A 24,041-nucleotide genomic window follows, 5' to 3' on the forward strand; every position below is an offset into this window, starting at 1 on the left:
AAAATGGCAGTGTTCCTTTTTATTTTAGGAGAGAGCTAAGATTGGTCATCTGATGGGATTTCCACATGTTCAACTGTCATAGTAATGACAGGTTTGATAACACAATCTCTATCTTTAGGGATAGTCTCCTGTTGCAGAGGCTCCTCATCGCTCCAAATTTTCTTGTCAGAACAATTGGAATGTAGATAATTTGAATCAGTCTTTTTAGACATTTCATATCCTTTCCAGGCTCAATACAATTTTTGAGTTATGCACCTTGATGGCGATCAGCTGGAATATCTTTAGCTAATGCATTGTATTGACTATCCAAAAGATGATCAGCATCCATTATTGTTTTACCAACAAGGAAATATTTATTGCTTTTTATATTATTATCCCATGTTGTATCAACATAATATTTAACGCCATTAATAGTAACAATGTTCCAAGCGTGATTTCCACCTCCAGCTTGACCAGTTACATACCATACTGATAAGCCAGCAGCAGCAGCCATATCTTTAAACATTACTGCAAAGGCTTGACACACACCACGTTTGTCTTTGTAGAGTGCTTCAGGGGCATGGATACTGATACCACTAGCAGTTTCACGAGTTGTTGCCAGTTCTTCAGTCGCGTAAGTATAATTATTAACCAAGTGGTCATGAATTACTTTAGCTTTTTCATAATCACTTGTGATATTTTTGTTAGTAATATTTTCTTTGACAAAAGAATCTACAAACTGTTTATATTCTTTATGTAATCCTACCATGTCACCTTTAAGAGTATAGGTGATTGTGATGTCGCTTTTTACAATAATGCGTTGGATTTGTCCACCAAGAGTATAAGTGCTAATGTTACTTTTGGCATTGAATTCAGTTGCTGTTCCAAGTGTATCTCCAATTTCCCGGATGATGCTTCCAAGATTTTTTTGGTATTCGTCAACTTGTTCTTGAGTTTTAAACTCCATTTGAACACTGATGTGTGGTACTTGGTTACTAATATTATTTCGTAAAACTTCTTTTAAACTATCGTAATCGGCAATATTAGCTGACTCAGGCTGTGATGCCTTTGCATCAGAGGTAGCCTGTTTTTCCTCACTCTTAGTTACTTCTTGTTTATTGCCTGACGCTTCTGATTGAGTAGTTTTTTCTTCTACTTTGTTTGCAGGAACAGAAGTATTTTCGCTAACTTTGAGAGTAGCAAGTTTAGAAGTCTCAGTTTCAATAGCCGCTGTTGATAGGGCATCTACTTCTTGTTGAAGGGTTGCCATAGCAGCTTTGTAATTATTAACTTCAGCTACAAGAGGTTCAATTTGATTTCTGAGTGAATGAAATAAATTTTCAGCTTCTTGTATAGAATTCACAGAGTTGTAGTTTACAGTTGCTAAAATAGCTTGAATTTTGTTAACAACCTGATTACGTTGCCCCACGAGCTGAGCTGCTTTATTTTGACTTGCCTGAAGCTTATTATGATTTTGGTCAATCAGATTTTGAACAGTTTGGTTAATGACATTACGTTGATTAACGATAGCATTATAGTTACTGGGAGAGAGATGACTAGCTTTCACCTGGTTAAATAATTGCTCATCTTTTTGTTTAAATAATGTTATAGCTCTATTTAACTGTTCAATGGTTGGATTAGCATTTAGTTGAGTGAATGAGTTGACATTATCAATAACAAATTGATTGAGCAAACGATGTTGTTCCTTGATGTAACTAATAAGCTGCTCTTCATTATTTTGCTTACTGATATAGTGATACTCATTGGTGGTGTCATCAGCTTTAACCTCATAGTTAATAGTTGATAGTGAACTGATAATTAAAGCTGCGGCAAGGCCACTAATAATTTTTTTAATCTTCATTAGTTCTCCTGTTATAAACTAAATAAAATGGGATTCCATAACAACCATTTGTGGGGGAGTTTTATCCGCCAACAATAATTAGGATATCCATGATTAATGTGAACAACAAAGCTTTGTTAATTTTTTTCATGACTATCTCCTTTCTGATTTTCTATTTTGTACTTGTATTATATAATGGATTTAAAGGGTCTTTTAAATTGTTGTGAAAGTGGGAAAAATGGAAAAAGAATTAGGAAAAACACTAAGAAGATTACGTAAAGGAAAAAAAGTTAGTATTTCTTCTTTAGCAGATGAGCACCTATCCAAGTCACAAATCTCAAGGTTTGAGAGAGGAGAGTCAGAAATTACTTGTAGTCGTTTGCTTAATATTTTAGACAAACTCAACATCACTATTGATGAATTTGTGTCGATTCATTCTAAGGCACACACTCATTTTTTTATCCTTTTAAATCGAGTAAGAAAATATTGTGCTGAAAAAAATGTAACTAAATTAGTGGCTCTCTTAGAGGATCATAACCATAAAGACTATGAAAAGATTATGATTAAGGCTCTTATTTTTTCAATTGATCAATCAATAGAGCCTAATCAAGAAGAATTAGCACGCTTAACAGACTATCTTTTTACGGTGGAGCAGTGGGGATATTATGAAATTATTCTCTTAGGAAATTGCTCACGTCTCATTAATTACAATACTTTATTTTTATTGACCAAAGAAATGGTTAATTCGTTTGCTTACTCAGAACAAAATAAAACCAATAAAATCCTAGTTACACAATTAGCAATTAATTGTCTAATCATCAGCATTGATCACTCTTACTTTGAGCATAGCCACTACTTAATTGATAAGGTTAGGTCATTGTTACAGGATGAAGTTAATTTCTATGAAAAAACTGTTTTTTTATATGTAACTGGATACTATCATTTAAAACTTGGTGATACTTCTTCAGGAAAAGAAGATATGAGGAAAGCTTTACAGATTTTTAAATATTTAGGTGAAGATTCATTTTACAATACTTATAATGAACATTATTGTCAAAAAGTACTTGGCAGTAATAAAGAATGCTAATGAGTGCAAGTTTATGAGTAGTTTTTAAAGCTTTTGTCTCAAAATGATAATAAGAAAGGAAAATAGAAATCGAATGGGCAGGTGACACCAAGAACGTTTGGAAATTATTTTTCTAAGCAATGACTATTGATTTTTAGACTATATATTTATGCCAGAATTACCAGAAGTAGAAACCGTTAGAAAAGGACTAGAAAGACTTGTAGTTAATCAAGAAATAGCTTCTATAACGATTAAAGTCCCTAAAATGGTGAAAACTGATTTGAATAACTTCATGATAAGTCTACCAGGAAAAACAATTCAACAGGTATTGAGACGAGGGAAGTATCTTCTTTTTGACTTTGGTGAAATGGTTATGGTATCACATTTACGCATGGAAGGAAAATATCTACTCTTCCCAAATAAAGTACCAGACAACAAACATTTTCACCTTTATTTCAAATTGACTAATGGCAGCACATTGGTTTACCAAGATGTCCGTAAATTTGGGACATTTGAGTTGGTTCGTAAATCATCTCTTAAAGATTATTTTACTCAAAAAAAATTAGGTCCTGAGCCAACTGCTGACACATTTCAATTTGAGCCTTTTTCAAAAGGCTTAGCAAACTCCAAAAAGCCAATAAAACCTTTACTATTAGATCAGAGATTAGTAGCAGGACTTGGAAATATTTACGTAGACGAAGCCTTGTGGGCAGCAAAAATTCACCCACAGCGTTTGGCTAATCAATTGACCGAATCTGAAACTAGCTTATTACACAAGGAAATTATTCGCATTTTAACTTTAGGCATCGAAAAAGGTGGCTCCACGATTAGAACATATAAGAATGCTCTTGGAGAGGACGGTACGATGCAAAAGTATTTACAGGTCTATGGTAAAACTGGGCAACCGTGTCCAAGGTGTGGTTGTTTAATTAAGAAGATAAAAGTAGGAGGGAGAGGGACGCATTATTGCCCTCGGTGTCAATGCTTATGACAAAAATAATAGGACTGACAGGAGGGATAGCTTCTGGAAAGTCAACGGTAACAAAAATAATACGAGAATCAGGTTTTAAAGTCATAGATGCGGATCAAGTGGTTCATAAATTGCAAGCTAAGGGTGGGAAACTTTACCAAGCTTTATTAGAATGGTTGGGTCCCGAGATACTTGATGCTGATGGTGAATTGGATAGACCAAAGCTTTCTCAAATGATTTTTGCTAATCCAGACAATATGAAGACATCAGCTAGGCTACAAAATAGTATCATTCGTCAAGAGTTAGCATGTCAGCGCGACCAATTAAAACAAACAGAAGAGATATTTTTCATGGATATTCCTTTATTGATTGAAGAAAAGTATATAAAATGGTTTGATGAGATTTGGTTGGTATTTGTTGATAAAGAAAAACAATTACAACGATTAATGGCCCGTAACAACTACAGTCGAGAAGAAGCAGAATTACGACTTTCACACCAAATGCCTTTAACAGATAAAAAAAGTTTCGCTAGTCTTATTATTGATAATAATGGTGATTTAATAACTTTAAAAGAGCAAATGTCGAATGTTCTTCAACGTTTATAGAACTACTAAATGGATAATGTATTTATCCATTTTTTGTCTTTATTATACTAGTTTTAAAAAACTTGCGATTAAACCACAGTAATAGTACAATGATATAAATGGTTTACTTTCAAAGGAGTTTTTATGGAGTTAGTAATTAGAGATATTCATAAGCGGTTTCAAGAAACAGAGGTCTTGAGAGGAGCAAGTTACCGATTTTATTCAGGTAAAATAACAGGGGTCTTAGGTAGGAATGGTGCTGGGAAAACAACTTTATTTAATATACTTTATGGGGACCTTGCAGCTGACAACGGGACCATTTGTTTATTGAAGGATAATCACGAGTATCCTCTTACCGATAAGGATATTGGTATTGTTTATTCCGAAAACTACCTTCCAGAATTTTTAACAGGGTATGAATTTGTAAAATTTTACATGGATTTACATCCTTCAGATGATTTAATGACAATAGATGATTATTTAGATTTTATGGAAATAGGACAAGCAGAGCGTCACAGAATTATCAAAGGATATTCTGATGGAATGAAGAGTAAGCTCTCATTAATTTGCTTGATGATTTCTAAGCCAAAAGTAATTTTACTAGATGAGCCACTGACTGCAGTTGATGTTGTGTCAAGTATTGCAATAAAACGTCTTTTGTTGGAATTAAGTGAGGATCATATTATTATATTATCAACTCATATAATGGCCTTAGCAGAAGATCTATGTGATATTGTGGCTGTATTAGACAAAGGAAAACTCCAAACATTAGATATTGATCGTAAACATGAACAATTCGAAGAGCGTCTTCTTCAAGTATTGAAGGGAGATGAATATGACAAGTAAAGCATTAATATGGTCTATATTACAGATTGATAGTGCTAGAGCTTATAATAGTTTTTTATATTACCTTCAGAAAATCCCCTGGTTGGGAAGAAAAATCCCTAACCGATGGTTTAAAACCGATGATATAAAAGGTGTAGTACTATTTATTCGTATCATTTTCTTTTTCTTAAGAGGTTTTGGTCGTTCCATAGGTTACGTACTATATTGTTATGTTTTATCATTTTTTGTTAGAAGTGGCATGAAGCAGTTAAATATTTTGCCGCAAGAAGGTTTTACCCTAACTTTAACATTGATGGTGATTACCTCTCTTTTAATTGTCATAAATTTCTATATAAAACTTATAGAACCTAATGATATGCAACAAACTCATATGATTCGCCTTTTCAGAATTGAGCCATCGAGGTATTTCCAATCTGCTGAACTTTTAGAAGCCAGTAGTGAACTATTTTTTAGAAGTTTGAGCTTTGGCATATTTTTCCATTTAAATCACTTTGCTTTTTGGCATGGTTTGACTTTTGCTTTATTTTTAGCAGGTAGTCGCCTTGGAATCAAGGTGCTCTGTTTGCCTTTATATGGTAGAGGTAAAGACCAAGAGAATCCAGAGTCTTTACTAAATATTTTATTTTACTTAGGGATTGGTATAGGAGTCTTCCTTTCTCTCTTTTTCCTTCTTCTTGGCAAACAGTTCTCTCCATATCCATTTTTTTCATGGTACACCGGTATTGCAGGACTTATCATATGGTTAGTTAGTTACTATCGATTAAAGACTTATTCTAAACTTAATCACTTGACCTACCTTACCCTAACGCATGAGACGATGAAGGAGAAAATTGCAAAGATTGATAATATAGAGCTGCTTGGGATTGAAATGAAAGATAGGGATATAAATGTCAGTGAACTTTCTCCCCTGCTATTTGAAAATTTATCAGGTATTTCATATTTAAACGCTATCTTTTTAAAACGGATGAGTAGATACTTGCAAAGGAAAATTTTGGTACGCTTAGCTATTTTAAGTGTTCTGTTTGGAATAGAACTCCTTTTCCTGCTATTTTTTAAAGAAAAGATAAATATTCCGATGAATGAGCATAGTTTTTCAAAATTCCTATTTTTGAGTGCAGTTCCAGGATATCTAATATATATCGGTGAATCCTATTCAAAATTTTGTTTCTATCATTTGGATCGTCCATTATTAAGATATAATTTCTATCGTGAAAGAGAAAATATCTTAGCAACCTTAAAAATACGTTTCCTTTATAGTATAAAACTTAATTTCCCCATTTTTGTAGCTCTAAACATATGTTTTGGAACCTATTATTTTAATTTTTTCACCCCTAAGATTGATCAGATTATCATATTGGTAATTACACAAGCTATATCAATGATTTTATTTAGTTTTTACTTTTTGTATCTTTATTTCTTATTACAGCCTTTTACAGAAGGATTAAAATCAAAGAGTGCTATGTATAATATTTTAACCTTTATTATATACTATATGGGATATCAACTATTTACCTTTACTAAATCTATAACGATGCCAATATTATTAGTAAGCCTAGGAATTATAGTTGTTATTTTAATTATTGGCTATTTAGCAGTTGTAGTATTTGCTCCAAAAACTTTCCGTTTAAAAAGTTAATTTTAATTGTGGTATAATAACAGAGGCATGTGATAACATAGGTTTAGTTACATAAAGGAAATTATAATGAAAATAACATCTCAAATAGATGTTAAATCTCAATAAAACTGCTAAGATAGTTAGTGGTAGAAAAGTTTAGAAAGAAGATGATGTTTTATCTCAGTTGAAACGGTTAACTGGAAGCAAAATTTAAAAGTGGCTTGGCTCGGTAATTTTTTTACTGGGGCAAGCTTTTCACTTGTTATGCCTTTTATGGTATTATATGTAGAACAATTAGGAGCACCTAGCAACAAAGTAGAGTGGTATGCAGGCTTATCAGTATCCTTATCAGCCTTGTCTTCAGCTTTAGTTGCCCCATTATGGGGGCGCTTAGCTGATAAATATGGTAGAAAACCGATGATGGTAAGAGCAGGGTTGATGATGACTTTTACTATGGGAGGTCTTGCTTTCATTCATAGTGTTACAGGACTTCTGATTTTACGTATATTAAACGGCATTTTTGCAGGCTATGTACCTAACTCTACAGCTTTGATAGCAAGTCAAGCTCCTCAAGAGGAATCAGGATATGCCTTAGGAACCTTAGCGACAGGAGTGACTGGAGGTATGTTAATTGGTCCACTTTTAGGGGGACTTTTAGCAGAGTGGTTTGGTATCAGGGAAGTTTTTTTATTAGTGGGAACCATATTGTTAATATCTACTTTAATGACCATTTTTATGGTAAAGGAAGATTTCAAACCCATTTCTAACGAAGAAACCATGCCAACTACAGAAGTGTTCAAAAGCGTTAAAAGCTTACAAATTTTAATAGGGCTGTTTGTAACAAGCATGATTATTCAAATTTCTGCACAATCAATTGCACCTATTTTAACACTTTACATTCGTCATTTAGGACAGACTGAAAACTTGATGTTTGTTTCCGGATTAATTGTTTCTGGTATGGGATTCTCTAGTATTCTGAGTAGTCCAAAGCTAGGAAGAATCGGGGATCGCATAGGCAATCATCGTTTGCTATTATTAGCTCTACTGTATAGTTTCCTCATGTATGTCTTATGTTCATTGGCACAGACTTCATTACAGTTAGGGGTTATTAGATTCCTGTATGGTTTTGGAACAGGTGCCTTGATGCCGAGTATTAATTCAATCTTGACTAAAATTGCTCCAAGGCAAGGTTTATCAAGGATTTTCAGTTATAACCAAATGTTTAGCAATTTAGGACAAGTATTAGGTCCTTTTGTCGGTTCAGCAGTTTCTATTCATTTAGGATTCCGATGGGTTTTCTTTGTGACTAGCTTCATCGTTTTAGCTAATTTTGTTTGGTGTTTTATTAATTTTAGAAAATATATTAGAGTTAAGGAAATTGTGTGAGAGTTAAAATTAATTTAAAGTGTAGCTCTTGTGGTAGTAAGAATTATTTAACCAGTAAGAATAAAAGTAATCATCCCGATAAAATCGAGGTTCCAAAGTATTGCCCAAAGGAGAGAAAAGTAACACTACATATTGAATCTTAATAAGTTTTATGTTAGAATGTACTTTGACCATAGTGGAGGAATTAACATGTATAACCTATTACTCACCATTCTACTTGTTTTATCAGTATTATTGATTATCTCAATTTTCATGCAACCACAAAAGAATCCAAGTAGTAATGTTTTTGATAGTAGCGGTTCTGAAGCCCTTTTTGAACGTAGTAAAGCTCGAGGATTTGAAGCTTTTATGCAACGTTTTACAGGTGTTTTAGTCTTTTTCTGGCTACTAATCGGCTTAGTATTATCTATTTTATCAAGTCATTAATGATAGCTAAATACAGATAAGTGAGGATGGGGGATAGCCCAACCTCACTTTTTGTTAGTAGAATGGTTGTAGAGTAATAATAAAGTGACTAAAGTTACTAGAAAAGGAAATAATGAAAGAAAAAATTATAAAATATTTGGAAGAACACGGTAAAACCAGCGTTAATGATTTAGCTGCTGCCCTAGATATGGCAGGCGCAAAAGCATTTCCAAAATTAATCAAAACAATCTCAAATTTGGAGAGCCACAGGCAATTAAGATTTGACGATAATGGAAGTCTTTCTCTTCGAAAGAAAGAAGCTAAGAAAAAGGAAATCACAGTAAGAGGTCTTTTTAGAGCAAATAAAGCAGGATTTGGTTTTCTTAGTATTGATCAAGACGAAGATGATATGTTTATCGGAAAAAATGATATTGCTTATGCTATTGATGGTGACACGGTAGAAGCTGTTGTAAAGAAACCAGCGGACCGTCTTAAAGGGACTGCAGCAGAAGCGCGTGTTGTTAATATTGTTGAACGTAGTTTAAAGACGCTTGTTGGTAAGTTTGTCTTAGACGATGAGCGCCCTAAATACGCAGGATATATCAAATCAAAAAATCAAAAAATTAATCAAAAAATTTATATACGCAAAGAACCGGTCGTTTTAGACGGAACAGAAATTATCAAAGTAGATATTGATAAATATCCGACACGAGGACATGATTACTTCGTAGCAAGTGTCCGTGATATCGTTGGACATCAAGGAGATGTTGGTATTGATGTTTTAGAAGTCTTGGAAAGTATGGATATCGTCTCAGAATTTCCTGAGGACGTTATTGCAGAAGCTAATGCTATCCCAGATGCTCCAACGGAGAAAGATTTAATTGGGCGTGTTGATTTACGTCAAGAGGTCACTTTCACTATTGATGGAGCTGACGCCAAAGATTTAGACGATGCTGTGCATATTAAATTACTGGATAATGGTCATTTTGAACTTGGAGTTCATATCGCAGATGTATCATACTATGTTACTGAAGGCTCTGCCTTAAATCGTGAAGCACTTAGTCGTGGTACGTCCGTATATGTCACAGATCGCGTTGTACCAATGTTACCAGAGCGTCTATCTAACGGTATATGTTCATTAAATCCAAATCTTGATCGTTTAACGCAGTCTTGTATTATGGAAATTGACCAAAATGGGAAAGTTGTTAATCATCAAATTACACAGTCAGTGATTAATACCACTTATCGTATGACTTATACTGCTGTAAATGATATTATTGCTGGCGATGAGGAAATCTGCTCAGAATATGAGTCTATTGTGCCCTCAGTACAGCATATGGTTACTTTACACCATATTTTGGAAACTATGCGTACGCGTCGTGGAGCGCTGAATTTTGATACATCTGAAGCAAAAATTATGGTTAATGATAAGGGAATGCCAGTTGATATTGTTATTCGCAACAGAGGCATTGCTGAACGCATGATTGAGTCATTTATGTTGGCGGCAAATGAAACGGTTGCTGAACATTATGCTCGTCTAAAATTGCCATTTATTTATCGTATACACGAAGAGCCTAAAGCTGAAAAATTACAAAAATTCATCGATTATGCTTCTATTTTCGGTGTTCACATTCAAGGAACAGCAACTAAAATCACCCAATCTGCTTTACAGGACTTTATGAAAAAAGTACAAGGGCAGCCAGGAAGTGAAGTGTTATCTATGATGTTATTGCGCTCGATGCAACAAGCTAGATATTCTGAACACAACCATGGACATTATGGACTTGCTGCGGAATATTACACTCACTTTACTAGCCCCATTCGACGTTATCCAGACTTGTTAGTTCATCGTATGATTCGTGATTATGGTGATAAAGCGATGGATAAAGCTGATCATTTTGCTAACCTTATCCCAGAAATTGCAACTCAAACGTCTAGTCTTGAGAGACGTGCCATTGATGCTGAACGTATTGTAGAGGCAATGAAGAAAGCCGAATATATGGAAGAATATGTTGGTGAGGAATTTGAAGGTGTGGTTGCAAGCGTTGTTAAATTTGGTATGTTTGTAGAATTACCAAATACTATTGAAGGATTGATTCACGTAACGACCTTGCCTGAATATTATCACTTTAATGAACGTACGCTGACGCTTCAAGGTGAGAAATCTGGGAAAGTTTTCCGTGTTGGTCAACAAATTAAGGTTAAGTTGATTCGTTCTGATAAGGAAACTGGTGATATCGATTTTGATTATTTACCATCAGATTTTGATATTGTTGAAAAGGTAAGTAAAAGTTCGCGTGAGGGTCGTCCTAATCGAAGTTCTAAACGAGAACATCAGCATAGAATTTCTGATCGTGATAATAAGAATAAAAATACATCTAAGAAAAAAGCATCTCGAAAACCCAAAAGGAACTCGGATAGCAAATCACATCATCACAAAGACGATAGAACAACAGGTTCAACCAAGAAAAAAACGAAAAAACCTTTCTATAAAGGCGTTGCTAAGAAAGGTCAGAAACGGAAATCTAAGAAAGGTTAAGTATGGTTAAAGGTCAAGGAAACGTTGTAGCACAAAATAAAAAAGCGCATCACGACTATACTATCGTTGAAACAATAGAAGCAGGAATTGTTTTGACAGGAACAGAAATCAAAAGTGTCCGCGCAGCGCGTATTACATTGAAAGATGGATATGCACAAATAAAAAATGGTGAAGCGTGGTTGATTAATGTTCATATTACACCATACGATCAAGGTAATATATGGAATCAAGATCCTGATCGTACACGAAAGTTATTACTAAAAAAACGTGAGATTGAAAAAATATCAAATGAACTGAAAGGGACTGGTATGACTCTGGTACCTCTAAAAGTTTACTTAAAAGATGGTTTTGCTAAAGTTCTATTGGGTTTGGCAAAAGGAAAACATGATTATGATAAGCGAGAGTCTATCAAACGTCGTGAGCAAAACCGTGATATTGCCCGTCAGTTAAAAAACTATAATTCACGATGATTATCAAAAGGTTAGGCAATTGCCTAACCTTTTTTGGACGAAAAAAGTGAAGTTGATTGACCAACTTCACTAGTAATATAGACTTAATGTGATTTATGTTTGAAGTGACTATATAAACCAAATCCAATAATCCAGATGGTTGCTCCAATAGCCCCGATGTATGTTGAATCTTGCAAGAAGAGAGAAACGAATACAAAGAGGAAGAAGAGAAGTGTGATTGGTGAAAGGATTTTGTAGGCAGGCATTTTATAACCATCTTCCATAAAATCAGGTGATTTACGATATTTCCAATGTGCAATCATAATAAGAACATAGATAGAAATGTAAACACCAGAAGATGATGCAGTAATTAAGGAGAAGGCATCTGAAATACCAGGTAAAACACTGATAAGTGCTGAAGCTCCAACGATTACAGCTGATGCAATAATAGCTCGACTTGGAACGCTTTGACGAGATAATTGGTCTAATTTTAACGCTTTTGTAAGAGCATTTGGTGATTCATTAGCCAATTGGAATAAATGACGCCCTGTTGAGTACAAAGTAGAATTAAGAGCAGATGCTGCAGACGTTAGGACAACAAAGTTAATCAAAGCGGCAGCCCACTTAATCCCAGCTAGTTTGAATACTGTAACGAAAGGTGACTCATTGACTGGTAACTGTTGCCATGGGAAGATGGCCATAATTGCTAATAATGAACCTGCGTAGAATAAAATAATACGCATCGGAATTTCTTGGATTGCTTTTGGTAAAACTTTACGTGGATTAGCTGTTTCAGAAGTTGTTACTCCGACAAATTCAATAGCTAAATAAGCAAAGAATACCATTTGGAAAGCCATGAAGAAATTCAATTTACCTTTAGGGAACCATTCAAAATGATTGGTGATATTTGAGATTGAAGCATGGTATCCGTGACCGGTGTCAAAGTTTGTCAATACCATAAAGATACCGGTTGCTATTAAACCAAGAATTGCAATAACTTTTATCATAGCAAACCAAAACTCGGTTTCTCCGAATGCTTTTACAGCAATTAAGTTGATAGAACTTAGGATAGCTAAAAAAACAATTTGGATAATCCAGGATGGCCATTCAGGGAACCAAAATTGAACATACTCTCCTACGGCTGTAATCTCTGCCATACCGATAAATATTAGGGAAATCCAATAAGAAAGTGTTGAGAAAAATCCCCAACCGGGTCCTAAATATTTGGTAATGAAATTAATAAAAGTATGCTGATTTGGATCTTGATAAAGCATCTCTCCAATAGCACGCATCATGAAGAACATGAAAGCGCCAGTGATAGCATAGACAAGAACTATTGAAGGACCTGTCAGGCTAATTGAACGACCTGCACCAAGAAAAAGCCCAGTTCCGATTGTCCCTGCAATCGCAATTAACTGTACGTGACGATTTTCTAGGCCGCGTACCATACCATTCTCAGATTTTTGAGTGTGGTCATTATTATTTTTTGACATTATAAATACTCCATCTATTTTTGAAAAACTCCTTTATTATATAATTTTTTTGCAAAATTCGCAATAATTACTATACAATATTTTTCTATGATAAAATCTCCTAGCTAAGTGAGCTAAGAGATTTGAATTCATCCCTCTTCCTTGACAATATAGACTGGGCGTTTTTTAGTTTCTAGGAAAATCTTAGAGATGTATTTGCCTATAATTCCTAGCGACAATAACTGAATACCACCCATAAAAAGCACAATGGTAACTGTGCTTGCCCAACCTGAAACGGGATCCCCAAATAGTAATTTTCGAATTATAATAAAAATGATAGCTAAAAGTGATAGTACTGAACTAAGGGTTCCAATCCAGGTAGCTATAGCTAATGGAATTTCTGAGAAGTTGATGAAACCGTCTAGAGAGTATTTTAAGAGATTAAAGAAACTCCATGAGGTCTTACCCGCAATTCGTTCTCGATTCTCATAACTAATATAAGCGACATCATATCCAATCCAGGAAAAAATCCCTTTTGAGAAGCGATTCACTTCATTTAGCTCGAGAATACTGTCAACAACTTGTTTTGTCATGAGACGAAAATCACGCGCACCATCAACCATTTTAGTATCTGACACTTGATTGATTAATTTATAAAAAAGCTTGGCAAAAAGAGAGCGTATCAACGGCTCCCCTTTACGATCTTTTCGCCTTGTAGCGACAATATCATAACCTTCTTGAAGTTTTAGGTACATTTCTGGTAATAAAGTGGGTGGATCTTGCAAGTCAACATCCATAACAGTGATAAAATCACCAGTAGTATGTTCTAAACCAGCCAATAAAGCAGCATCTTTACCAAAATGGCGTGAAAATGAAAGGTAATGAACATTGTCAAATTGTTTAGCTGCTTTCTTAAGAAGTTCGAGTGTACGATCGGTAGAACCATCGTTTACGAAAATGTATTCAAAATGGGTGTAACGAGCCATTTCGGATTCAACTTTTTTGATTTCTGTTAAAAAAGTTGAGACAGTCTCTTGTTCATTATAACAAGGGACAATAACTGATAATAAAGCCATTTGTAATTCTCCGTATCATTCTTGCTTAAATTTTAACATAATATGGGAAAAAATAGAAAGATTATAAGGTAATCATAAAAAGGACTAGGTTTTTGCCTCAGTCCTTAACTTAATATGATGAGATGTTATTAGTCAGCTTTAAATTGACTGAGTCGAATAACTTCAATTTTATAGCCATCTGGATCTTGAATAAAGTAGAACATATTAGGTTTACCTGGTAATCCAGAAATTTTTGTTACAGAGTAACCTGCTTTCTGATGGGCATCATAAGTAGTTTCCAAATCGTCTACACCAACAGCAATATGACCATACCCATTTCCTAAATCATAAGCTTCGTGATCATAGTTATAGGTTAACTCTAATTCGTAACTAGGGTTGTCCTCTAGGGCCATATAGACTAAAGTAAATTGATTTTCAGGAAAGTCATTACGACGAACTTCCTTAAAACCAAGTGCTTCTTGATAAAAAGCAATTGAGGCGTCCAAATCTTTAACGCGAATACAAGTATGTAAAAATGGCATAGTCTCTCTCCTATTTCTTTATTAAACGTATTATGTCAAAATAAAATTGTCTTTTCAAAAATATTGATTATAAATTAGGCTGTCTATTTACTCAACCCAAGTAATGACCTCTTGACGTTCTTTCCTAGCACGGGAATGTTTAGGTTCACGCAAACGATAACCAAATGAAACCATACAAGAAATAGCTTCTTTCTTATCGTCTATTAATCCTTCTTTACTAAGGATATTATTGACCTTTTCATAGTCAAATCCTTCAATTGGGCATGAATCTACGCCGATCATAGCAGCAGCCGTCATCATATTACCGAGTGCGATATAAGTTTGTTTTGCTGTCCAATCCCAAAGAGAACGTTCAGAATCAATTTTCATATCGTTTTCTTGGAAGGATTTGTAGAGAGGTATCCTACTCTCAAGGGCGGCTGGATCACCTAGACCACGTCGAACGAGACTGTTGATCATGCTATCAGCGTTATAATAAGCACCTTTTTCAGCTAGTAGTAAAACAAAGTGACTAGCAGTATCTAGTTGATATTGTGCTCCCCAAGCAACTTCCTTAAGTTTATCTCGAAATTTTGCAATTGTTTGTCTATCTAGTACTAAAAATCGCCAGCCTTCTAAACCGACTGAAGAAGGACTCAACCAAGCAGTGTCTAAAATATACTCCATATCTTCTTTAGGAATATCATTATTATTATAAACACGAATCGCCATACGAAAATCAAAAGCTCTTCGAACTTGTTTTTTGATATCTTCTTTTGTCATTTTAGATCCTCCTGTTATTAATGCTATCATATCACAATTTAGAAAAAATCTCAGCAGGCGGTATCGTGGCAAAGTAGAGCTACAAAATTCTAATGACTGTCAGAAAAATAAAGGGAATGAACAAAATGATAGGGTTTTGATGAAGAAAGTTATATAATTTTACATAAGGAGGGGATAATACCATATATCAAACTATCATTTAGATGTTTAAAATAGATGTTTTTCACTATGAAATTCATTTTTGTCACATAGAAAAGGAGATTGTTATGGAAACATATACTCTATCGAATACTCTTAACATTCCTAAAATTGGTTTTGGGACATGGCAACTAACTGAAGGTGAAGAAGCTTATAAAGCAGTGACTCATGCTTTAAAAGTTGGTTATACTCATATTGATACTGCTCAGATTTATGGCAACGAACACAGTGTTGGACGTGCTATAAGAGACAGTGGTTTGGCACGAGAAAGTATCTTTTTGACAACTAAGATTTGGAATGACAAACATGACTATCATTTAGCCAAAGCTTCTATTGATGAATCTCTGCAGAAATTAGGTGTTGATTATATTGATCTTCTTTTGATTCATTGGCCAAATCCAAAAGCTCTTCGTGAAAATGATGCGTGGAAAGCTGGGAATGCAGGCACTTGGAAAGCGATGGAAGAAGCTTATAAAGAAGGAAAGGTAAAAGCTATTGGTGTTTCGAATTTCATGAAACATCACTTAGAGGCTTTATTTGAAACTGCCGAAATAAAACCTATGGTTAATCAAATTATCCTAGCACCAGGTTGTGCTCAAGAGGATTTGGTTCGCTTCTGTAAAGGAAATGATATCTTATTAGAAGCTTACAGTCCATTTGGAACAGGTGCTATTTTTGAAAATGAATCTATAAAAGCTATTGCTGAAAAATATGGTAAATCAGTTGCACAAGTAGCTCTTCGCTGGTCACTTGATAATGGCTTTTTACCATTACCTAAGTCAGCGACTCCCAAAAATATTGAAGCAAACCTTGATATTTTTGATTTTCAATTAAACGAAGATGATATTGCTACCTTAATACAACTAGATTCAGGTATTAAACCCAAAGATCCAGATAATGTCTCATTTTAATAAGAAAAGATGGAAATGTATTTCCATCTTTTTTATGTGGGATAGTTCCTTAAAGTTAAGAGAACCATTAAGACCTCCATTGACGAGGAGAATATATTAATGATAGTATTACTAGAAAAGTAGTAATAAAGGATGAATATGGTAAAATCCTTTACAATATATCATTATCGAAAGAGGTTATAACATCTAAATGAGACTTGATAAATTTTTAGTAGAATGCGGACTTGGTTCACGTACTCAAGTCAAATTAATATTGAAAAAAAAGCAGATTAGTGTTAATGGTAATAGCGAGACATCTCCAAAAGTACAGGTAGATGAATATAGAGATGAGATTAAATATAATGGAACTCTAGTGTCATATGAAAAGTTTGTTTATTATATGCTTCATAAACCCAAAGGTGTTATATCAGCAACGGATGATCCTTCGCATAAAACCGTGTTAGATTTGCTAGACAAAACTGCTCGAGATAAAGCTGTTTTCCCAGTGGGGCGTTTAGATATTGATACAACAGGATTTTTGTTATTAACTAATAATGGGGAATTAGCGCATAAAATATTATCACCTAAAAAACACGTTGATAAATGCTATGAGGCAAAAATCTCAGGGATAATGACAGAAGACGATATTTTGGCATTTGATAAAGGAATTATTCTGAAAGATTTTACTTGTTTACCAGCATTATTAGAAATTGTGGAAGTAAATCAGGTGAAGAATCAGAGTCTTGTTAAAATCACCATTAAGGAAGGAAAATTCCATCAAGTTAAACGTATGGTTGCTGCGTGTGGTAAGGAAGTCTTAGAGCTAAAGCGTCTAAGTATGGGAAATCTACAATTAGATAAACAGCTAGAAAGTGGACAATGGAGACGGCTAACAATAAAAGAAATAGAAAAATTAGAAAAATATATGCAATAATATAAAACAACAGTTAATATTTTAGCAATTTGATAACACTTAGATTATAATGTAAACGTATACTTTTTTAGATTGGAAGATCAAATGAAACGTAAATACTTTATTCTTAATACGGTGACGGTTTTAACGTTAGCTGCTGCAATGAATACTAGCAGTATCTATGCTAATAGTACTGAGACAAGTGCTTCAGTAGTTCCTACTACAAATACTATCGTTCAAACTAATGACAGTAATCCTACCGCAAAATTTGTATCAGAATCAGGACAATCTGTAATAGGTCAAGTAAAACCAGATAATTCTGCGGCGCTTACAACAGTTGACACGCCTCATCATATTTCAGCTCCAGATGCTTTAAAAACAACTCGATCAAGTCCTGTCGTTGAGAGTACTTCTACTAAGTTAACTGAAGAGACTTACAAACAAAAAGATGGTCAAGATTTAGCCAACATGGTGAGAAGTGGTCAAGTTACTAGTGAGGAACTCGTTAATATGGCATACGATATTATTGCTAAAGAAAACCCATCTTTAAATGCAGTCATTACTACTAGACGCCAAGAAGCTATTGAAGAGGCTAGAAAACTTAAAGATACCAATCAGCCGTTTTTAGGTGTTCCCTTGTTAGTCAAGGGGTTAGGGCACAGTATTAAAGGTGGTGAAACCAATAATGGCTTGATCTATGCAGATGGAAAAATTAGCACATTTGACAGTAGCTATGTCAAAAAATATAAAGATTTAGGATTTATTATTTTAGGACAAACGAACTTTCCAGAGTATGGGTGGCGTAATATAACAGACTCTAAATTATACGGTCCAACGCATAACCCTTGGAATCTTGATCATAATGCTGGTGGCTCTTCTGGTGGAAGTGCAGCAGCCATTGCTAGCGGGATGACGCCAATTGCTAGCGGCAGTGATGCTGGTGGTTCTATCCGTATTCCATCTTCTTGGACGGGCTTAGTAGGTTTAAAACCAACAAGAGGATTGGTGAGTAATGAAAAGCCAGATTCGTATAGTACAGCAGTTCATTTTCCATTAACTAAGTCATCTAGAGACGCAGAAACATTGTTAACTTACCTAAAGAAAAGCGATCAAACGCTAGTATCAGTTAATGATTTAAAATCTTTACCAATTGCTTATACTTTGAAATCACCAATGGGAACAGAAGTTAGTCAAGATGCTAAAAATGCTATTATGGACAACGTCACATTCTTAAGAAAACAAGGATTCAAAGTGACAGAGATAGACTTACCAATTGATGGTAGAGCATTAATGCGTGATTATTCAACCTTGGCTATTGGCATGGGAGGAGCTTTTTCAACAATTGAAAAAGACTTAAAAAAACATGGTTTTACTAAAGAAGACGTTGATCCCATTACTTGGGCAGTTCATGTTATTTATCAAAATTCAGATAAGGCTGAACTTAAGAAATCTATTATGGAAGCCCAAAAACATATGGATGATTATCGTAAGGCAATGGAGAATCTTCACAAGCAATTTCCTATTTTCTTATCGCCAACGACCGCAAGTTTAGCCCCTCTAAATACAGATCCATATGTAACAGAGGAAGATAAAAGAGCGATTTATAATATGGAAAACTTGAGCCAAGAAGAAAGAATTGCTCTCTTTAATCGCCAGTGGGAGCCTATGTTGCGTAGAACACCTTTTACACAAATTGCTAATATGACAGGACTCCCAGCTATCAGTATCCCGACTTACTTATCTGAGTCTGGTTTACCCATAGGGACGATGTTAATGGCAGGTGCAAACTATGATATGGTATTAATTAAATTTGCAACTTTCTTTGAAAAATATCATGGTTTTAATGTTAAATGGCAAAGAATAATAGATAAAGAAGTGAAACCATCTACTGGCCTAATACAGCCTACTCCCCCCCTCTTTAAAGCTCATTCATCATTAGTAAATTTAGAAGAAAATTCACAAGTTACTCAAGTATCTATCTCTAAAAAATGGATGAAATCGTCTGTTAAAAATAAACCATCCGTAATGGCATATCAAAAAGCACTTCCTAAAACAGGTGATACAGAATCAAGTCTATCTCCAGCTTTAGTGGTAACGCTTTTATTAGCTTGTTTTAGCTTTGTAACAAAAAGAATCAGAAAAGTTGATTGTAATGTAAAATAATTCCTGTTTTTCACTTTTTAGTATCATATTTTCGATTTTTATGTTGTAATAAATTATAATAAAGGTGTAAGGAATTATAAAATAGGAAATAATATGAAAGTGAAAAATAAGATTTTAACGATGGTAGCACTTACTGTCTTAACATGTGCTACTTATTCATCAATCGGTTATGCTGATACAAGTGATAAGAATACTGACACGAGTGTCGTGACTACGACCTTATCTGAGGAGAAAAGATCAGATGAACTAGACCAGTCTAGTACTGGTTCTTCTTCTGAAAATGAATCGAGTTCATCAAGTGAACCAGAAACAAATCCCTCAACTAATCCACCTACAACAGAACCATCGCAACCCTCACCTAGTGAAGAGAACAAGCCTGATGGTAGCACGAAGACAGAAATTGGCAATAATAAGGATATTTCTAGTGGAACAAAAGTATTAATTTCAGAAGATAGTATTAAGAATTTTAGTAAATCAAGTAGTGATCAAGAAGAAGCGGATCGCGATGAATCATCATCTTCAAAAGCAAGTGATGAGAAAAAAGGCCATAATAAGCCTAAAAAGGAACTTCCTAAAACAGGAGATAGCCACTCAGATACTGTAATAGCATCTACGGGAGGGATTATTCTGTTATCATTAAGTCTTTACAATAAGAAAATGAAACTTTATTAAATATAAAAAGGAGGACTAACCTCCTTTTTATATTTAAATAGCCCATTCGCCATTTCTAAAGATTGGGACAGCAGTTCCATCTGCACGAATACCATCAATATCCATTTGTTCTGAACCAATCATAAAATCAACATGTGTTGAAGAACGATTTAAACCAGCTTCATCCAATTCTTGACTTGTCATTTCTGTTCCTCCTTCTACATTGAAGGCATATGCAGATCCAATAGCGAGGTGATTAGAGGCATTTTCATCGAATAAAGTATTAAAGAAAATCAGTCCAGACAGTGAAATTGGTGTTTTATGTGGGACAAGTGCAACTTCCCCAAGCGATCTTGCCCCATCATTTTCCTCGATTAAGCGTTGGATTGTTTCTTGCCCTTTTTCTGCAGTGATATTGATAATTTTACCGTCTTTAAAGGTAAACGTCATATTTTCGATAATAACGCCAGCATAACTGAGAGGTTTTGTACTTGTCACATACCCATTTGCACGACGGTAATCAGGTGCTGAAAAGATTTCTTCAGTAGGCATATTAGCGATAAAAGTCTCTCCCTGAGCGTTGAGACTACCGGCTGCCTCCCAAATATGATTTTTAGGCATACCAAGCGTTAAATCTGTACCTGGTGCGGTATAATGAAGAGCATCAAATTGTTCTTGATTTAGTCTAGTAGCTTTTTCTAATAATTTAGCTTCATGTGCGTCCCAAGCACCAATAGGATCATCTTCATAAATACGATTTAATTTGAAAATGGTATCCCAAAGAGCATCAACTTGTTGGTCGCTTGTTTTTAATTCTGGGAAGACAAGTGCAGCCCATTCTCTACCAGCAGCTGCAGCTACGTTCCAAGATACTTTATTAGCTTGTATTGCTCTACTTTGTTCCTCTAAGGCAATAGCGGTTGCTCTAGTTGTTTCAGATAAACGTTTAGGATCAACAGTAGCGAAAGCGTTAGGGTTAGAAGATTTCACAACTAATCGACTAGCTTTCTTATTTAATAGCGCTAAAGATTTATCAACGGTATACTGTGGAACATTCGTGAGAACTTCGTCTGAAGCATGAAGTAGTCGCTGGCGCGTGATAAAATCATCTGTATAATCAACAATAACTTCACTTGCTCCCTTTTCATAAGCGACTTCAGTTAAAAGCCTTGCTAAGTGGACTTGTTCCACATCGATTGTTAAAGCGAGAGTGTGCCCTTTTTGGACATTTAAACCTTTAGAAATAATTAATTGGGCATATTTTTTTAAAAGGTTGTCGAAATCTTGTAAAACCATACTAGCTCCTTTAAATTTACTATTTTTTATAATTTATCATAAACTCTTATAAAGCACAAGGAAATATGGAAGCGATTTAATAAAGATATATTTAAGCTAACGGTTTGTAGTTTGCGAAATAAGACGTTTCGTGTTAATATAGACTTAACTATATATTCAGTAAATGAGGTGACATGAGTGGCTTTTGGAGATAACGGACAACGAAAAAAAACTGGGTTTGAAAAACTAACTCTTTTTGTTGTTATTTTGATGGTACTAGTAACAGTTGGTGGTTTGGTATTTGGTGCTATTAGTGCAATCATGTAATGAGAAACGCTGTAAAGCGTTTTTTTATACTGAATAGAATAAAGAATAGGAATTTTAGAAATGAGTATGTTTTTAGATACTGCCAAAATTAGTGTTAAGGCAGGTCGCGGTGGTGATGGCATGGTTGCTTTTCGTCGTGAGAAATATGTCCCCAATGGAGGCCCGTGGGGCGGTGATGGCGGTAAAGGCGGATCGGTCATTTTTAAAGTAAACGAAGGTTTACGAACTTTGATGGATTTTCGATATAACCGTAATTTTAAAGCAAAAGCTGGTGAAAAAGGGATGACTAAAGGTATGCACGGTCGAGGTGCAGAAGACCTTATTGTGTCATTACCACCTGGAACAACTGTTCGTGACGCTAATACAGGTAAGGTTATTACCGACCTTGTGGAGCATGATCAGGAATTCGTTGTAGCCAGAGGTGGCCGCGGTGGTCGTGGAAATATTCGCTTTGCAACCCCACGTAATCCAGCTCCTGAAATTGCTGAAAATGGGGAGCCTGGCGAAGAACGTGAATTACAATTAGAATTAAAAATTTTGGCTGATGTTGGTCTCGTTGGTTTCCCATCGGTTGGGAAGTCGACGCTACTTAGTGTTGTTTCAGCAGCAAAGCCTAAAATTGGTGCCTATCATTTTACGACAATTGTCCCTAATTTAGGGATGGTTCGTACAAAATCAGGTGATAGCTTTGCAATGGCTGATCTCCCTGGTTTGATTGAAGGAGCTAGTCAAGGTGTCGGATTAGGAACTCAGTTTCTTAGACATATTGAGCGTACACGTGTTATTCTACATGTTATTGATATGTCGGCAAGTGAAGGACGAGACCCTTACGATGACTATGTTTCAATTAATAATGAGTTGGAAACTTACAATCTTCGATTGATGGAACGTCCGCAAATTATTGTTGCCAATAAAATGGACATGCCTGATTCAGAAGAGAATTTGGCAGCATTCAAAGAAAAATTAGCTGCAAACTATGATGAGTTTGATGACATTCCTATGATTTTTCCAATTTCAAGTTTAGCACATCAAGGACTAGAGAACCTTATGGATGCGACGGCTGAATTATTAGCCAATACAGAAGAGTTTCTTCTTTATGACGAAACTGACATGCAAGAAGATGAAGCATACTATGGATTTAACGAAGATGAACGTCCATTTGAGATTACACGTGATGATGATGCAACGTGGGTATTGTATGGTGATAAGCTAGAAAAACTCTTTGTTATGACAAATATGGAACGCGATGAATCAATAATGAAATTTGCTCGTCAGTTACGTGGTATGGGCGTTGATGAAGCCCTTCGAGAGCGCGGAGCTAAGGATGGAGATATTGTTCGTATAGGTAACTTCGAATTTGAATTTGTAGATTAATGCAGTACTTGATTGGAGGTTTTTTATGGGAGATAAACCGATATCATTTCGTGATAAAGATGGGAACTTTGTTTCAGCGGCCGATGTCTGGAATGCTGAAAAATTAGAAGAACTCTTTAACACATTAAATCCTAATCGTAAACTTCGTTTAGAACGCGAAAAATTAGCAAAAGAAAAAGGATAGTTAAGTAACTATCCTTTTTAGTTATTTTGGGTATGAAAAAAGACTCTAAAACATAATTGATAGAGTGTTAAGGTACAGATTACTTTATTATTTTAAACGTTTTTGAGCTTTTTGATATACTGAAGAGCATTTTTTACAATGGTTGGAGTATAAGTAATAAATTTATAAGCAAAATAAAAAGCACAAACTAAAGTTATAAAAAATAGTAAGTAAATAATAGGGTTTTGCGTTAAGAATCCTTGAAAAAGAAGTACAAGGTTAAGAATTACGGTAGAGATACTTAAGATAAAAATAACTAGATAAGCAATAATAGTTGTCCAAAACCTTAAATGGATGTTACTCACCTTTTCCCATTTAATATCTAAAAAGTCATCTATAAAGTTGACATGATAAATCATATGTTCTTTAATAAAGTGCAATATTCTGTTAATATAGTCTTTCATACTGCTATATTATCATACTGAAAGCCCTTGTGCAACATTATTCAAACATTCTAGCTGATGTTTTGCTAATTTTAGAAGAAAACTTATCCTATTATAATTTGTTTGTGATTAGG

26 protein-coding genes are annotated in these 24,041 nt (G+C 34.8%); 17 read left to right on the plus strand and 9 right to left on the minus strand.

What is annotated here, in order from left to right; genetic code table 11:
• Nucleotides 1-35 precede the first annotated feature (35 nt).
• The 3 genes from HMPREF9171_RS06960 to shp2 form a co-directional block, all read right to left on the minus strand.
• A complete protein-coding gene (locus HMPREF9171_RS06960; RefSeq protein ID WP_000039433.1) occupies nucleotides 36-212 on the minus strand; it encodes a hypothetical protein in 177 nt (58 codons plus the stop codon).
• Between the two features lie 35 nt (nucleotides 213-247).
• Nucleotides 248-1,840, minus strand: coding sequence for a transglutaminase domain-containing protein (locus tag HMPREF9171_RS109590; RefSeq protein ID WP_000694236.1), 1,593 nt, complete (start codon nucleotides 1,838-1,840; stop codon nucleotides 248-250).
• Nucleotides 1,841-1,901: 61 nt separating this feature from the next.
• Nucleotides 1,902-1,970 carry a peptide pheromone SHP2 gene (shp2, locus tag HMPREF9171_RS1000000113785; RefSeq protein ID WP_132833258.1) on the minus strand — a complete coding sequence of 23 codons (69 nt, stop codon included), beginning with the start codon at nucleotides 1,968-1,970 and terminating at the stop codon, nucleotides 1,902-1,904.
• Nucleotides 1,971-2,057: 87 nt separating this feature from the next.
• Between shp2 and rgg2 the strand changes: the two genes are divergently transcribed.
• The 10 genes from rgg2 (at nucleotide 2,058) to smpB (ending at nucleotide 11,700) form a co-directional block, all read left to right on the plus strand.
• Entirely contained in the window at nucleotides 2,058-2,906 is an 849-nt protein-coding gene (gene rgg2 / locus HMPREF9171_RS109585) for a quorum-sensing system transcriptional regulator Rgg2 (protein WP_000410033.1), read from the plus strand.
• Between the two features lie 148 nt (nucleotides 2,907-3,054).
• Nucleotides 3,055-3,876 carry a DNA-formamidopyrimidine glycosylase gene (gene mutM, locus HMPREF9171_RS109580; protein ID WP_001114605.1) on the plus strand — a complete coding sequence of 274 codons (822 nt, stop codon included), beginning with the start codon at nucleotides 3,055-3,057 and terminating at the stop codon, nucleotides 3,874-3,876.
• Nucleotides 3,867-4,460, plus strand: a complete 594-nt coding sequence (coaE, locus tag HMPREF9171_RS109575; protein ID WP_000930247.1) for a dephospho-CoA kinase — start codon at nucleotides 3,867-3,869, stop codon at nucleotides 4,458-4,460. Before mutM ends, coaE begins: the two co-directional genes overlap by 10 nt.
• Nucleotides 4,461-4,583: 123 nt before the next feature.
• Entirely contained in the window at nucleotides 4,584-5,285 is a 702-nt protein-coding gene (locus HMPREF9171_RS109570) for an ABC transporter ATP-binding protein (RefSeq protein WP_000424347.1), read from the plus strand.
• Nucleotides 5,275-6,921: a hypothetical protein gene (locus HMPREF9171_RS109565; RefSeq protein WP_000200927.1), complete on the plus strand. Its 1,647-nt coding sequence runs from the start codon at nucleotides 5,275-5,277 to the stop codon at nucleotides 6,919-6,921. Before HMPREF9171_RS109570 ends, HMPREF9171_RS109565 begins: the two co-directional genes overlap by 11 nt.
• 156 nt (nucleotides 6,922-7,077) lie before the next feature.
• Nucleotides 7,078-8,286: a multidrug efflux MFS transporter gene (locus HMPREF9171_RS109560; protein WP_011074748.1), complete on the plus strand. Its 1,209-nt coding sequence runs from the start codon at nucleotides 7,078-7,080 to the stop codon at nucleotides 8,284-8,286.
• Nucleotides 8,283-8,429, plus strand: coding sequence for a 50S ribosomal protein L33 (gene rpmG / locus HMPREF9171_RS1000000113400; RefSeq protein ID WP_001873241.1), 147 nt, complete (start codon nucleotides 8,283-8,285; stop codon nucleotides 8,427-8,429). The genes HMPREF9171_RS109560 and rpmG overlap by 4 nt, the downstream gene beginning before the upstream one ends.
• A 46-nt stretch (nucleotides 8,430-8,475) precedes the next feature.
• The gene (gene secG / locus HMPREF9171_RS109555) at nucleotides 8,476-8,712 is read left to right on the plus strand and encodes a preprotein translocase subunit SecG (RefSeq protein ID WP_000282513.1); all 237 of its coding nucleotides are present in this window, start codon (nucleotides 8,476-8,478) and stop codon (nucleotides 8,710-8,712) included.
• A 112-nt stretch (nucleotides 8,713-8,824) separates the two neighbouring features.
• Complete coding sequence (gene rnr / locus HMPREF9171_RS109550) at nucleotides 8,825-11,230, plus strand: ribonuclease R (protein WP_000659934.1); 2,406 nt, start codon at nucleotides 8,825-8,827, stop codon at nucleotides 11,228-11,230.
• A gap of 2 nt (nucleotides 11,231-11,232) precedes the next feature.
• A complete protein-coding gene (gene smpB, locus HMPREF9171_RS109545) occupies nucleotides 11,233-11,700 on the plus strand; it encodes an SsrA-binding protein SmpB (RefSeq protein ID WP_000238456.1) in 468 nt (155 codons plus the stop codon).
• An 83-nt stretch (nucleotides 11,701-11,783) separates the two neighbouring features.
• On the opposite strand, the gene HMPREF9171_RS109540 is transcribed toward smpB, so the two are convergent.
• The 4 genes from HMPREF9171_RS109540 to HMPREF9171_RS109525 all read right to left on the minus strand — a co-directional run bounded on the left by HMPREF9171_RS109540 (nucleotide 11,784) and on the right by HMPREF9171_RS109525 (nucleotide 15,510).
• Nucleotides 11,784-13,172: an amino acid permease gene (locus tag HMPREF9171_RS109540; RefSeq protein ID WP_000042126.1), complete on the minus strand. Its 1,389-nt coding sequence runs from the start codon at nucleotides 13,170-13,172 to the stop codon at nucleotides 11,784-11,786.
• 128 nt (nucleotides 13,173-13,300) lie between these two features.
• Nucleotides 13,301-14,227, minus strand: coding sequence for a glycosyltransferase family 2 protein (locus HMPREF9171_RS109535; protein WP_001196763.1), 927 nt, complete (start codon nucleotides 14,225-14,227; stop codon nucleotides 13,301-13,303).
• A 128-nt stretch (nucleotides 14,228-14,355) separates the two neighbouring features.
• The gene (gloA, locus tag HMPREF9171_RS109530; protein ID WP_001116200.1) at nucleotides 14,356-14,748 is read right to left on the minus strand and encodes a lactoylglutathione lyase; all 393 of its coding nucleotides are present in this window, start codon (nucleotides 14,746-14,748) and stop codon (nucleotides 14,356-14,358) included.
• A gap of 87 nt (nucleotides 14,749-14,835) precedes the next feature.
• Entirely contained in the window at nucleotides 14,836-15,510 is a 675-nt protein-coding gene (locus HMPREF9171_RS109525; RefSeq protein WP_000159254.1) for an NAD(P)H-dependent oxidoreductase, read from the minus strand.
• Nucleotides 15,511-15,776: 266 nt separating this feature from the next.
• On the opposite strand from HMPREF9171_RS109525, the gene HMPREF9171_RS109520 reads away from it, so the two are divergent.
• The 4 genes from HMPREF9171_RS109520 (at nucleotide 15,777) to HMPREF9171_RS109505 (ending at nucleotide 20,346) form a co-directional block, all read left to right on the plus strand.
• Nucleotides 15,777-16,619, plus strand: a complete 843-nt coding sequence (locus HMPREF9171_RS109520) for an aldo/keto reductase (protein ID WP_000451355.1) — start codon at nucleotides 15,777-15,779, stop codon at nucleotides 16,617-16,619.
• A gap of 190 nt (nucleotides 16,620-16,809) precedes the next feature.
• Nucleotides 16,810-17,532: a pseudouridine synthase gene (locus tag HMPREF9171_RS109515; protein ID WP_001234920.1), complete on the plus strand. Its 723-nt coding sequence runs from the start codon at nucleotides 16,810-16,812 to the stop codon at nucleotides 17,530-17,532.
• 84 nt (nucleotides 17,533-17,616) lie between these two features.
• Nucleotides 17,617-19,674 (plus strand): amidase family protein, encoded by a 2,058-nt coding sequence (locus HMPREF9171_RS109510; RefSeq protein ID WP_000824617.1) that lies wholly within the window; start codon nucleotides 17,617-17,619, stop codon nucleotides 19,672-19,674.
• 93 nt (nucleotides 19,675-19,767) lie between these two features.
• Nucleotides 19,768-20,346, plus strand: a complete 579-nt coding sequence (locus HMPREF9171_RS109505) for an LPXTG-anchored serine-rich surface protein, SAK_1503 family (protein ID WP_000865329.1) — start codon at nucleotides 19,768-19,770, stop codon at nucleotides 20,344-20,346.
• A 33-nt stretch (nucleotides 20,347-20,379) separates the two neighbouring features.
• Here HMPREF9171_RS109505 and HMPREF9171_RS109500 read toward each other — a convergent pair whose 3' ends face one another.
• Nucleotides 20,380-21,621, minus strand: coding sequence for an aminopeptidase (locus tag HMPREF9171_RS109500; RefSeq protein WP_000244049.1), 1,242 nt, complete (start codon nucleotides 21,619-21,621; stop codon nucleotides 20,380-20,382).
• Nucleotides 21,622-21,798: 177 nt separating this feature from the next.
• On the opposite strand from HMPREF9171_RS109500, the gene HMPREF9171_RS06860 reads away from it, so the two are divergent.
• From HMPREF9171_RS06860 to HMPREF9171_RS109490, 3 genes are read left to right on the plus strand one after another with little or no spacing between them, the layout of a single operon-like run.
• The gene (locus HMPREF9171_RS06860) at nucleotides 21,799-21,927 is read left to right on the plus strand and encodes a DUF4044 domain-containing protein (RefSeq protein WP_000863865.1); all 129 of its coding nucleotides are present in this window, start codon (nucleotides 21,799-21,801) and stop codon (nucleotides 21,925-21,927) included.
• Nucleotides 21,928-21,987: 60 nt separating this feature from the next.
• Complete coding sequence (gene obgE, locus HMPREF9171_RS109495) at nucleotides 21,988-23,301, plus strand: GTPase ObgE (RefSeq protein WP_000061658.1); 1,314 nt, start codon at nucleotides 21,988-21,990, stop codon at nucleotides 23,299-23,301.
• Nucleotides 23,302-23,326: 25 nt separating this feature from the next.
• Nucleotides 23,327-23,485 (plus strand): hypothetical protein, encoded by a 159-nt coding sequence (locus HMPREF9171_RS109490; RefSeq protein WP_000502594.1) that lies wholly within the window; start codon nucleotides 23,327-23,329, stop codon nucleotides 23,483-23,485.
• A 92-nt stretch (nucleotides 23,486-23,577) separates the two neighbouring features.
• Here the strand turns inward: HMPREF9171_RS109490 and HMPREF9171_RS109485 are convergent, their stop codons facing one another.
• The gene (locus HMPREF9171_RS109485; RefSeq protein ID WP_001872136.1) at nucleotides 23,578-23,928 is read right to left on the minus strand and encodes a hypothetical protein; all 351 of its coding nucleotides are present in this window, start codon (nucleotides 23,926-23,928) and stop codon (nucleotides 23,578-23,580) included.
• Nucleotides 23,929-24,041: the final 113 nt, after the last annotated feature.

It is taken from the genome of Streptococcus agalactiae ATCC 13813 (assembly GCF_000186445.1).
GTDB lineage: Bacteria > Bacillota > Bacilli > Lactobacillales > Streptococcaceae > Streptococcus > Streptococcus agalactiae.